This window comes from Chryseobacterium sp. LAM-KRS1, from assembly GCF_013184525.1.
In the GTDB taxonomy this organism is placed as follows: domain Bacteria; phylum Bacteroidota; class Bacteroidia; order Flavobacteriales; family Weeksellaceae; genus Chryseobacterium; species Chryseobacterium proteolyticum.
On record NZ_JAAOIZ010000005.1, the window covers coordinates 157123 to 169577 of the forward strand.

General features: G+C 38.1%; 11 protein-coding genes. 7 read left to right on the forward strand and 4 right to left on the reverse strand.

Annotation, left to right across the window (positions count from 1 at the left end; translation table 11 throughout):
- Positions 1-7: 7 nt before the first annotated feature.
- Entirely contained in the window at positions 8-4345 is a 4338-nt protein-coding gene (locus G9C87_RS15320; RefSeq protein ID WP_172282717.1) for a CusA/CzcA family heavy metal efflux RND transporter, read from the reverse strand.
- 81 nt (positions 4346-4426) lie between these two features.
- Complete coding sequence (locus G9C87_RS15325) at positions 4427-4759, reverse strand: hypothetical protein (protein WP_172282719.1); 333 nt, start codon at positions 4757-4759, stop codon at positions 4427-4429.
- 511 nt (positions 4760-5270) lie between these two features.
- On the opposite strand from G9C87_RS15325, the gene G9C87_RS15330 reads away from it, so the two are divergent.
- From G9C87_RS15330 to G9C87_RS15360, 7 genes are all read left to right on the forward strand, one after another.
- A complete protein-coding gene (locus G9C87_RS15330) occupies positions 5271-6272 on the forward strand; it encodes a helix-turn-helix transcriptional regulator (protein WP_172282720.1) in 1002 nt (333 codons plus the stop codon).
- A 110-nt stretch (positions 6273-6382) separates the two neighbouring features.
- Positions 6383-6958, forward strand: coding sequence for a Crp/Fnr family transcriptional regulator (locus tag G9C87_RS15335; RefSeq protein WP_172282722.1), 576 nt, complete (start codon positions 6383-6385; stop codon positions 6956-6958).
- A gap of 108 nt (positions 6959-7066) precedes the next feature.
- Complete coding sequence (locus G9C87_RS15340) at positions 7067-7609, forward strand: YceI family protein (protein WP_172282724.1); 543 nt, start codon at positions 7067-7069, stop codon at positions 7607-7609.
- A gap of 21 nt (positions 7610-7630) precedes the next feature.
- Positions 7631-7849: a tautomerase family protein gene (locus G9C87_RS15345; RefSeq protein WP_172282726.1), complete on the forward strand. Its 219-nt coding sequence runs from the start codon at positions 7631-7633 to the stop codon at positions 7847-7849.
- Positions 7850-7853: 4 nt separating this feature from the next.
- Positions 7854-8585 (forward strand): SDR family NAD(P)-dependent oxidoreductase, encoded by a 732-nt coding sequence (locus tag G9C87_RS15350; protein ID WP_172282728.1) that lies wholly within the window; start codon positions 7854-7856, stop codon positions 8583-8585.
- Between the two features lie 71 nt (positions 8586-8656).
- Positions 8657-9031 carry a nuclear transport factor 2 family protein gene (locus G9C87_RS15355; protein ID WP_228457024.1) on the forward strand — a complete coding sequence of 125 codons (375 nt, stop codon included), beginning with the start codon at positions 8657-8659 and terminating at the stop codon, positions 9029-9031.
- A gap of 26 nt (positions 9032-9057) precedes the next feature.
- Complete coding sequence (locus tag G9C87_RS15360; protein ID WP_172282731.1) at positions 9058-10134, forward strand: NAD(P)H-dependent flavin oxidoreductase; 1077 nt, start codon at positions 9058-9060, stop codon at positions 10132-10134.
- A gap of 266 nt (positions 10135-10400) precedes the next feature.
- Here the strand turns inward: G9C87_RS15360 and G9C87_RS15365 are convergent, their stop codons facing one another.
- Positions 10401-11150 (reverse strand): porin family protein, encoded by a 750-nt coding sequence (locus G9C87_RS15365; RefSeq protein ID WP_172282732.1) that lies wholly within the window; start codon positions 11148-11150, stop codon positions 10401-10403.
- 9 nt (positions 11151-11159) lie between these two features.
- Positions 11160-12455: a TolC family protein gene (locus tag G9C87_RS15370; protein ID WP_172282734.1), complete on the reverse strand. Its 1296-nt coding sequence runs from the start codon at positions 12453-12455 to the stop codon at positions 11160-11162.

Genomic DNA, 12455 nt, shown 5'->3' on the forward strand with positions numbered 1-12455 from the left:
GATATTATTATTTTGAAATTAAGAAATTAAGCTCGGCCCCCGTTTGATTGAGTCGATCTAAATTTTCGATATAATCAACCTTTATTTTAACAGCCTGATTGGTTAAAATAACCCAATTGAGGAAATCGATCTCTCCTGCTTCCATTTGTTTTTGGGCTGCTTTAAGAATCGTTTCAGCTTTGGGCAGTTGCTTCTGTTCGTAATTTTGTATGATCGCAAGCTGGTTAGCGTAGGTATTGGCCAGCTGTTCATACCTGTTTTTCAGTTCGGTTTCTTTTCTTTGGTATTGATTTTCTGCAATGGCCACTTTTGCTTTTGTTGCTTTTGCCAGTGCTCGCTGTCCTTTTGTAAATAGAGGGATCCCAACACCGACCTGAACGGAATTGAAGCGGTTGTTATTGATATTCTTCATGCTCTGATTAGTGTATCCTACAAAAAGATCCGGAAGGAGTTTGCTTTGTTCTAAACGGGCTTCTGCTTCATTCACCTTGATTTGCTGATTCAGATACTGGAGCTGCGGATGATTTCTTAAGACATCCCCCGGAATTTGAAAGTCAACATTCAGGACGGGTTGATCAGTAAGCGGCTGATATCTTTTTTCCGACTGAAGCAATACCTGAAGCTGAAGCTGTGCAATATTGAGGTCGTTTTCAAGAATATTCAGCTGCACTGCGGCCTGTTCCCTTTGAATTTCGGCCGTTGACTCCTCGAGAATATTGGCTTCTCCTTTTTTCAAACGTAAACTTGCTTTGTCGGCAAAGCCATTGTACAGCTCACTGATGTAATCCAGCACTTTTTTCTTTTCCTTTAGAATAATAATTCTGTAAAAAACTTCTGAAACTTCTTTAGTCAGTTGGGCTTTGGTGAGCTGCTGATTCATAAGACCTGAAGCCCATTCCGCATCCAGCAATTGTTTTCTTCTGGAATAAACAGTCGGAAAACTAATGCGTTGGGATACGGAAAACGAATTATCGGTTTCGATTCCCTGTATCTGGCCGATACCTGCTGTCACTTCCAGTTGAGGAATGTCGAGATAGCTTGATTTCAGTTTTTCCTGATAGGCTGAAATGAGTCTGGAATTCTTATAGTTTCCGTTTTGCCGGAAGGCAACTTCCAATGCCTGATCCAGTGTAATGTTTTCCTGTGCCTGAATGCTTCCGAAAGAAATGAATAACAGGAATATGGTTAATTTTTTAAAGTTTCTTTTTTTTGAGAATTTCATTTTATTTTTATTGATTCGTTCAAATAAGACATACAAAATAGGCAGGACAAATAAGGTTAAGAGCGTAGCAAGCATTAAGCCTCCTATAACCACGGTAGCCAGAGGTCTCTGTACTTCTGCCCCTGCACCACTGCTTAACGCCATAGGAAGAAAGCCCAGCGAAGCGACAAAAGCAGTCATCAATACGGGACGAAGCCGGATTCTTGTGCCCATTAAAACAATTCTGCCGAGATTGGTTATTCCATTATTTTTTAATCGGTTGAATTCTGATATCAAAACAATTCCATTAAGTACCGCAACACCAAATAATGCAATAAATCCTACTCCTGCACTGATGCTGAAAGGCATTCCCCTGAGGGCCAGAAAATAAACTCCACCAATGGCTGATAGCGGAATTGCGGTGTAGATCAGCAAACTGTGTTTTACGGAACCAAATGCGAAGAAAAGAAGCAGAAAGATCATTACCAGTGAAATAGGAACAGCGACACCTAATCTTGCTTTAGCTTCATTTAAGTTTTCAAAGGCTCCACCATAAGAGATGGTATAACCTGAAGAGAGTTTCAATTCTTTATCGGTCTTTTTCTGAAGTTCCTCCACGATACTTTGAACATCTCTTCCACGGACATTAAATCCGACAACAATTCTTCTTTTGGTATCTTCCCTCTGGATTTGGTTGGGACTGCTTTTCAATTCTATGCTAGCCAGCTGGTGTAAAGGAATCTGCTCACCAGAAGCAGTCGGAACCAGAAGATTTTGAATACTTTTTATATCTTTTTTATGTTCATTGTCCATTCTTACCACGACATCAAATTTTCTTTCACCTTCATACAAAGCCCCGGCAGTTTGTCCGGCAAAAGCCATATTGATCACCCTATTGATTTCCATTACGGAAATATGGTAACGCGAGAGTTCGGCACGGTTATAACCGATAACTACCTGTGGCGCTCCTACAACGGGTTCCAGATAAAGATCCTGTGCACCTTTTACTGTATTGATAATCCCACCCAGCTTTTTAGCATATGCAGCAAGGCTGTCCAGATCTTCTCCATAAATTTTACACACCACATCCTGTCTTGCTCCGGTCATTAATTCATTAAAGCGCATTTGTACCGGGAACTGAAAACCTGTTTTGAGCCCGGGAATAACCTGCAATGCTTTGCTCATCTTTTCGGATAATTCCGGGAATGATCGTGCAGACGACCATTCTTTTTTAGGCTTCAGAACAATGATCATATCACCCGCATCCATTGGCATCGGCTCTGTGGGAATTTCGGCACTTCCGATTTTAGTGACTACCTTTTGCACCTCTGGAAACTGTTTTAAAAGAATGTGCGCCGCCTGGGTGGTTGCTTTTTTGGTTTCATTAATATTACTTCCCTGCAGGATACGCATTTCTACAGCAAAATCACCTTCCTCCAATGATGGAATAAACTCTCCTCCCATCCGGGAAAGGGTGAAAACAGCTCCTGCGAAAAGGAGAAGTACTGTGATAATAATGGTTTTTCTGTACTTCAATGCTTTTATCAGAAGCTTTTGATGCCCGGTTTCTACCCTGGTCATCACCTTGTCTGAAATATTATCTTTGGTCTTTTTCTTTCTGCTAAGAACCAGGGAACTCATCATTGGAATATAAGTAAGGGAAAGCAGGAAGGCCCCGATCAATGCAAACGCGACAGTCTGAGCCATGGGTTTGAACATTTTACCTTCAATCCCTTGTAATGTAAAAATAGGAAGGTATACAATCAGGATAATAATCTGCCCGAAAACTGCACTATTTACCATCTTGGTAGCGGAATCTGAAACCTGTGTATCCATTTCTTTTTTGCTGAGGATATGATCTTTCCCGAAATGTTTTTTATGGGCAAGCTGATGCAACACAGCTTCTACGATAATAACAGCCCCATCAACGATAAGTCCGAAATCAAGAGCACCGAGGCTCATGAGGTTTCCTCCGACTCCAAAAAGGTTCATCATGATTATGGCAAAAAGCATTGCCAGTGGAATTACAGAAGCGACAAGCAGACCGGCACGGAAGTTTCCTAAAAAGAGAACAAGAATGAAAACAACAATCAGGGCTCCTTCCATCAGATTGGTTTTTACGGTACTGATAGTATTGTTAACCATTTTCGCACGATCCAGGAAAGGCTCAATAACAACACCTTCCGGTAAGGTTTCCTGAATTTTTTCCAGACGTTGTTTAATATTACCAATCACTTCGTTGGCATTTTCTCCTTTAAGCATCAGTACAATAGCTCCCGAGACCTCTCCTGTGTCATTATAGGTCATTGCTCCATACCGTGTAGCATATCCCGTTTTTACTTCCGCCACATCCCTGATAAGAACAGGAATCCCTTCTCCTGTTGCTGATACTTCGATATTACCTATATCTTCAGTACTTCCCAGAAGACCCTCTGTCCTAATGAATAATACAGTCTCCTTCTTTTCAATATAAGCCCCGCCGGTATTTTGATTATTCCGCTCCAGGGCATCGAAAACGTCATTGATGGTAATATCAAATGCTTGTAATTTATTGGGATTGATAGCAATCTCATATTGTTTCAGTTTTCCTCCAAAGCTGCTGACATCCGCAACTCCTTTTGTTCCCAGAAGTTGGCGGCGGATAATCCAATCCTGGATGGTTCTCAGTTCGGTCTCATCGTAGATGTTCTCGTAGCCTTTTTTTGCCCGGACCACATATTGGAATATTTCACCTAATCCACTGGAGATAGGTCCTAATTCCGGTTTTCCGATTCCTTCCGGTATATTATCCTGGACTATCTGCAGACGTTCCTGAACCTGTTGTCTTGCCCAATATACATCGGTATCATCATTAAATACCACCGTAACAAGGGATAAGCCGAACCGTGAAAAACTTCGGAGCTCTGTTATGCCATTGATGTTACTGGTAGCCTGTTCAATGGGAAAGGTCACCAGACGTTCGATATCAGCTGCTCCATATGAGGGTGCGACAGTGATAATCTGTACCTGATTATTGGTAATATCAGGCTGGGCATCAATTGGAAGCTTTGTTGTTTCATAGATTCCAAGAAGAATCAGCCCCATTGTAAAAAGGGCAATAATGAGTTTATTCTTTACAGAAAACTCAATAATTTTATTTAACATGAAAAATTAATTAATTGATAGATAACAAGATTAAGCTGCTCTAAAAAGTATTTTAAAGCATAGTTATTGTGCAGAGATTAATTAAGAATAGCGTGGAGGCTGGAAAATCCTGGAAAGATAGAGTCCGGAAAAATCTTTTTCCTGATAAAAAGTGTTTTTTTGCTGAACCGGAAATTCTTTTATTTTTTCAATATGAAATAGGATTTCCGGAAGTTGTGCATATACCATAAGCACAACAGGAGGATTGATGAAGGGCAGTTTCTGATCGGTATCCCAATCCTGGTCTTTTTTATGATTATCATAATGTTCTACCAGAAATTCTACACAATTGCCGTCATATTCCATCAGATGTTCTATAAAGACCGGAGCCTTCAATACTTCCGCCATATTTGTTGTCGCAAATACGTAAGTCATAGAACAAAATATAGAAATCCACTTCAGCATAGAGGACAAAGATAAGGTTTTTTGATCTTTTTTACGTGAATTAATTGTTAAAAAACACTTTATTCATGCATGTTTTACTCTTTTTACTAAAGTTTGATTAATATGATAACAATCAAAGTTAGAGTTTTATAACCCTATATTTTTTGAGATGATAATTTTTGATTTTCAATATTTTACATTTTTTGATGAATATAAATAAAGAGATAGCAAAAGGGAAATTACCGACAAAGAAGATGAAATTGGAGAAAAATATTTTATCGGGTTTTTCTGTTTTTATTGTTTGGAAATGATGTATATTAGGGATGTTTTTGCTTTTTTCTACTGATGTTTTTTAATTACAGTATTTATGATATTACAGTATTCTATTAATGGGAATTATATAAAATGTAAACCATAAGATGCTCATAAATATTTCAGTATTTTTGTAAATTAGTAAAATTAATACATAAATAAGTTATTTTAAAAAAATTGTTTTTGTTAAATGATACATGATGAAGATTTCGAAGTCACCTCTATAGATCTATTAAAAAGAGAACTTATCTCGCGGTACGTATCTGTGATGCTAATCGTCTTAGCAGCTTATGTATTCATTTTTTATTTTATTTTGAAAATTTCCTTATTGGCAGTCTGCACTCTTATTTATCTTGGGTTTGCTCTCTATAGCTGGCTTCTGATAAGGAAAAAATACAATATTAAAACTCTGGTTCATGGACATCTGATCTCAGCTCCTTTATTTGCAGGATTTATTATGCTGTATTTCTGGAGTTATTCCATGTCTGTCTGCATATGGTTGCTGCCTGTACCATTGGGAGCTTACATTTTTCTTGAGAAAAAATATGTTTTTCTGTATTCCCTGTATATGGTAATCATTATTCTTTCTGTTAATTTTATCGCTGATTTATATCCCTTTGATGTGATAAACAATGAAAACAAACCTAAACTAAGGATTTCCGATATATTTGTTTTTATGGCTAATATTGGGGTATTAGCATTATTGCTTTTTTATAAAGATAAAATAAAGAAACTGGAGATCGAGAAGAAAATAAGGGATAAACAAAGGACACAAGATGAAAAAGATTCCCTACCCAATATCACTGTAACTGAAGATAATTCTCCCGAAAATGTTGAGAAATATACAGAGCTCTTTACTAAAATAAAGGGTATTGTTGAAGATGAGGCAAGATTCAAGGAAAGTGATTTTACCGTTTCAAGTTTGTGTTTTGTGTTGAAAACCAATAATATGTATATCTCCAAGGCTATCAAATTGAATGGTTACAACACTTTTAACCATTATATCAATACCTGCCGGATCAACCACGTAAAAGCATTGATCAGGGATAGTGATTTTAATAAAGTTACTTTAATGGAGGCCTACACCGCATCTGGATTTTCTAATCAATCTACATTTAACAGAGTTTTTAAACAGATTGAAGGGATAACTCCCTCAGAATATGTAAAATCTGTTATGGCAACACAGGCGTAAATACAAGATATAATCCCTGAATTAACGGTTTTGATGCTTCTGTATCGAAACTTTTTATTGATCAATACAAACGCTTTAGATTGTATATTTGTAATTCAATTAAAAAATTGATGACCCATCCTAAAGAGATATTACAGCAACATCTGTCGCAATTTGTTTCTCTCAATGAAGAGCAACTGGATTATGTATTTTCAAATTTCAGCCTGATCAGTCTGAAAAAAGGACAGATGCTTTTGTCGGAAGGAAATTCTGTAGATCACGAATATTTTGTCCTGGAGGGTTGCCTTAAAGCGTTTTATCTAAATGATGCCCTGAAGATGTTTATTTTACAATTTGCAATGCCGAATTGGTGGGTTTCCGATTATAATGCACTGTACAGCCATCAGAAAGCAACCATAAATATTGATTGCATTACCCATGCAACCGTATTGGCCATATCCAATAAAAACAGAGAAAAGATATGCAGCGAAATTCATGAAATGGAGCATTTTTTCAGGTGGAGAACCAATAAAGGCTATGTTGCAGTACAGAAACGCCTCCTTTCGCTGATGAATAACGATGCTAAGTTCAGATACGAAGAACTTTTATCAATGTATCCTCAATTGTATAATCTTGTCCCTAAACATCTTATAGCTGCTTATCTCGGTGTTTCCAGAGAAACCCTCAGCCGTTTGTATCAACCCTGATCTCTTAATTTACTCATTGCTTTTCAGTAAAATTAAATTGTGACCCAGGTCACGTAACTTTTTAACGTCCCCTTCTGAACTTTGTGTCAACATTTAAACATAGAAAAAATGAATACACAAAATTTTAAAGTAGACCATGAAAAAAGTACAATAGAATGGACCGGAAGAAAAATAACCGGTGCTCATTATGGGACCATCGGAATTAAAGAGGGTTCATTTACTTTTAAAGACAACCAACTATCTTCAGGAACATTTATTATAGATACCCGTTCTATAAAAATTCTTGATATCAAAGATGCTGAGACCAACGCTCAGTTTGCAGGTCATTTAGCTTCCGATGATTTCTTTAATTCGGATCAGTTTCCGGAATCTACCTTTGAAATCAGGCATACAGAGCCTGGTGATGATCATCTGTATTATGTAAAAGGAGATCTTACGATTAAGGGAATCACCCATCCTATTGATACTGTATTAAAAATCGAGAACAATCCAAACTCAGCAACTATTCAAAGTAAAATTGTTCTTGACCGTACTAAGTATAATATGAAATTCAGATCAGGTAATTTCTTCACGGATTTAGGGGATACCTTGATATACAACAATTTTGACCTTACCATTAATCTGGTTGCTGAATCAGTTGAAAATAATTAATAACCTTAAAAATTTACAATCATGCCTTATATAAAAATAGAAGTTCTGCGTGACGGAGTTACAAGAGAACAAAAACAGCTTTTGATAAAAGGAGTAACAGAACTGGTAACTTCAGTTTTGAATAAAGATCCGCATCTTACCCATGTGGTGATTGATGAAATAGAAGATGATAACTGGGGATATGCCGGAGAGCAGGTATCTGCGTTGAAAGAACAGGGATTTTCCACCGATAAAAAATAGAAAAATGGAGAAACAAACGGTCATCATAACAGGTGCATCCTCAGGAATCGGATTGGAGATCGCCAGGTATTTTCTGGAAAAAGGAAGTAATGTAGTTATTAATTCAAGAACAGAATCTAAATTGCAGGAGGTTTTTAATGAATTGGGAGGTGGAGATCATTTGGCAATGATTGCAGGGGATGTTGCCGACAAAGCTATTGGTGAATTACTTGTAAAAACAGCGATTGAGCGATTTGGTTCAGCAGATGTTCTGGTCAATAATGCAGGAATTTATGAAAACAAACCATTTCTTGAAGTAACAGAAGATCATCTGGACAGGTTTTTAAGAACAAACCTTAAAGGGACCTTTTTTACGACACAGTCGGTTATTCCTCAGATGCAGAAGCAGAGAAATGGAGTTATTATTAATATAGGTTCTCCATTGGTATATCACGCTATGGCAGGGTCTCCTTCTACGGCTCCGATATCGAGTAAGGGTGCGATCCATGCTTTAACACATCAGCTTGCCGCCGAGTTTGGAAAAGATAATATCAGAGTAAATACCGTTGCCGCCGGGCTGATCAGAACCCCTATGCACGATGAAAATATCGATCAGGCAGCAGGAATTCATTTACTGAACCGTATCGGTGAACCGGAAGAAGTTGCACAAATGGTTTACAGCATTGCATGCAACAAACTGATCACGGGAGCGATAATCAATGTGGATGGCGGCATGGGAGCCGGACATTACCTATAATGAAAATTGTATTACTAATAGCATGGTTGCTGGGTATTCCACTAAGCAGCCATGCTCAAAAAATCAACACTATGAAAAATAGTACAGAAGAAACCGCTATAAGAACCGCACTTGAGCAATATTACTTCAAAGGCATTTTTGAAGGGAATACAACACTTTTGAAGGAAGTCTTCTTCAAAGACGCCCTTCTATTCGGAGATATAAAAGGAGTAGCGTATTATAAAACAGCGGAACAATACATCGAAGGTGTAGGCAATCGGGTCAGCCCGGAAAAGGCAGGAGCACCGTTTCATCCGGAGATTATTTCCATCGACGTGATCAATTCTATTGCTTCAGTAAAGCTGAATGTGAAGATGTACGATTATAATTACTATAATTTTATTACTTTCCATAAAATAAACGGGAAATGGCTGATCGTAAACAAAACCCTTACGGATGTTGAATAATTGGTAACCCAATCAAATCACTTATTATGTGGAATAAAAACAGAATTACAGATTTACTTGGAATTGAATACCCTATCTGGCAGGGACCTTTCGGAGGAGGCTTATCTACAGTAGAACTCACTTCACGGGTAAGCAATAAGGGGGGGTTAGGTGGTTTTGGAGCATATACCCTTAGTCCGCAGGAAATTTATGAGGTCGATCAGAAAATAAGATCTCAAACGGGTCAACCCTATAATCTTAATCTTTGGGTTTCCGATACAGATTTTGTAAGTGCGGAAGATAATGAAAAAAGCTATAAAGAAACTGTGGAGGCTTTTAGACCTTATTTTGACCAACTGCAAATAGATGTTCCCGCTCTTCCACCCTCTTTTGAATCCAGGTTTCAGAATCAGCTGCAGACGGTTTTGGATATTAAACCAAAGGTTTTCAGCTTTATGTTTGGGTTGCTGGATCCAACTGTTGTCGAGGAATGCCATAAAAGAGGAATTCTTTTGGCGGGAAACGCAACGACATTGGACGAAGCGATAGCTCTGGAGAATATTGGAGTAGATATTATTGTTGCTTCAGGGTTTGAAAGCGGCGGTCACAGACCTTCATTTTTGGATAAGGCTGAATATTCAACTACGGGCACATTCGTTCTTGTCCAGTTGATAAAAGATAGGATTAAAATACCGGTCATTGCTGCCGGTGGAATTGCTAATGGGACCGGAATTGCAGCTGCGCTTACATTAGGAGCGGAAGGAGTGCAAATCGGAACTGCGTTTCTGGCTTGTGAGGAATCCGGTGCTTTGCCTGTTCATAGAGATGCTCTTTTTTCAGAGTCGTCAAAAAACACGAGGCTGTCAAGAGCTTATACCGGACGTTTAGGCAGAGGAATAACCAATGAAATTTTAAAGGATCTTTCAGAAAAACAGATTCCTCACTTACCTTTTCCATTACAAACTACTTTTATGTCATCTTTGCGTAAGGCCGCTCTGGAACAAGGGAAAAATGAAATGGTATTTTTCTGGGGTGGGCAGATCGCACCGGTTCTTAAGCATAAAAGCGCATCGGTATTGATGGATAGTTTAATTACTGAAGCCTCAAAAATACTTCCTGGATGATAGTTTCCTTAGGCAACTTAGATCTAAGAATTTGAGCACAAAAACGCTATAGTTTTATAGAATTCTATATGCAGGTTTTAGCGCGTTAATACATTTTGGAACTAAAATAAGCCGGGTTTTAACCCGGCTTTAACACTAATTTAGAAATAAATAATCTACGATATAAGATGATCGTATTGGATTAAAAGGAACCAAAAAATATATATAATTTCTTTGTGTTTTTACTGTTCTGTTTTAGAACTTTGAGATTTTGATTCCTTTTTGCATTATTTATAAGAATGATATGATGTCAGGTCATATGCTAAAGAAAGCATAAGTCCCCGGTTGTATATTTTAATTTTATCTTTTTTAGCATTGCCGTTTGCTGAACTGTTGGCATTCTGAAAAAGATCTGTAAAACCATGTGTGTATCTTAGCCCTACCGACCATCTGTCTTTTAGCTGGTAGTCCAGACCGATATTCATTCCAAAATCAAACTTCTGAAGATAATAGTTTTTGCTTTCATCATTGGCCGCATCTCCGAAAATGCTTTTATCCCGGAAAACGTTACCATTTTCATCTTTTCGTTTTGTATTGGCTGCTGCTAAAACACTTACATACGGCCCCGCATAGAATTTAAATCCGGATAGGCGGTAATTCATGTTCACAGGAATAATATCAATATAAGAACTGTTGATGACGGAGTTATAAGTTTGGTCAGAATCATCCTTATAGGAGACACCTACCCTTTTTTGGCTGAAAGTCAATTCATGGGTAAGTTCTATATTTTTGCTTATCCGGGTGTTAACAAATACGCCTGCATGGAAGCCCGGTTTGAATTTTGTGTCTGGGTTCGCAAAAATAAAATCCCTCTCTTTGCCGTAAAAATTATAAGAATTAATACCCGCTTTCACACCCCAGCTTACTTTGTTTGTGTTTGATTCTATGGAATCTGTTTTTAACGTATCAGAATTCTGTTGAGCATATATAAAATGTCCTTCAAGTAGTATGATCAGTATAAAAAATATTTTTTTCATTGTTTTTAATTATAAATTAATATCCCATATTCCGGCAGCTCTTTCAAGCTCTACCAATGCAACGGCATAGTTGTAAAGTGTTCCGTAATAATCGTGCTGTACATCATTATAGGTACGTTGTGCATTCAGGACTTCCAGTAAGGAAGACTGACCTCTCTTATAGCTGTATATTTTGCCCTCAAGGATAGCTTTAGCTTCTGTAAGCAAACCGGATTTAAACTGATTTACCTGCTTTTGAGCTGCGATATAGGTGTAATATGCCTGGGTAACTTCGGTTTGAATCTGGAGCTCAGTTTGTTTATAGGTTGTTTCTGCCTGTAAGGTACCGTATTGTGCTGCTTTCAGATCTCCCGATCTGTTGTTTGAAAATTTCAGGGGAACACTGATTCCCGCATTTACAGTAGTCATTGCAGGTGTGGGAGCGATGGTATTTCTCACGTAAGAAGTATTATTAACACCAAATGACAGTCCCAGGTCAATCGCGCGGTCAGCCTTAGCTTGCTTAAGCAGACTTTGAGAAACGGTTTTGTTTTGCAGGGCTGCTTTTAAATCTGCCCTGTTGTTTTGGGCTTCAATAACCAGATCCGATAAGAAAAATTGACGTTCAAACCCTGAAAAATCGCCCTGAGGATACCATAAAGAATCACTTTTAGCTTTTCCCGACAAAAGTGAAAGGTTAGCTAATGAAGTTTTCCACTCTGCTTCTGCAGAAAATACATCGTTCAGCATAGTACCTGCTTCCAGCTTTGATTGCCGGGCATCTACCTGGGTGATCACACCTAATTTGAAGCGGATACTGTCGGATTCCGCCAGTTTTTTCATCTGCAGATAAGAATTGGATTCTACATCCAGCACGATCCTGTTCTGGATGGCAGAGAGATACGCCAGTGTAGCATCTGCCCGGAGATTACGGAAATAATCATCCAGAAGAAGACGGCTAAGATGTGCCTGATTTCGAGCAACTTCTATGCGGGCTTTTCTTTTGCCACCCATTTCCAATGTCCAGCTTACTTCAGAGTTAAAACCATAGCCCATCTTCATTCTTCTTTGTCCGTTATCAAACCATCCGAAGCCTAATTGTGGATCCGGAAAAATCCGGGCGGTTTGTATCGCGGCATCGGCAATATTGATATTGAATTTTTCTGCAGAATATGCCAGATTGTTTTTTCCGACCAGATTGATATAGGTCATATAATCAATTGGTTTTTTAGCGAATGCAGTATCAATCTTCTGGGCCTTTATATTGAAGGCTGAAACGAGGAATATTATGATAAAAAGCTGTGTATATTTTTTTATTGTGATCAT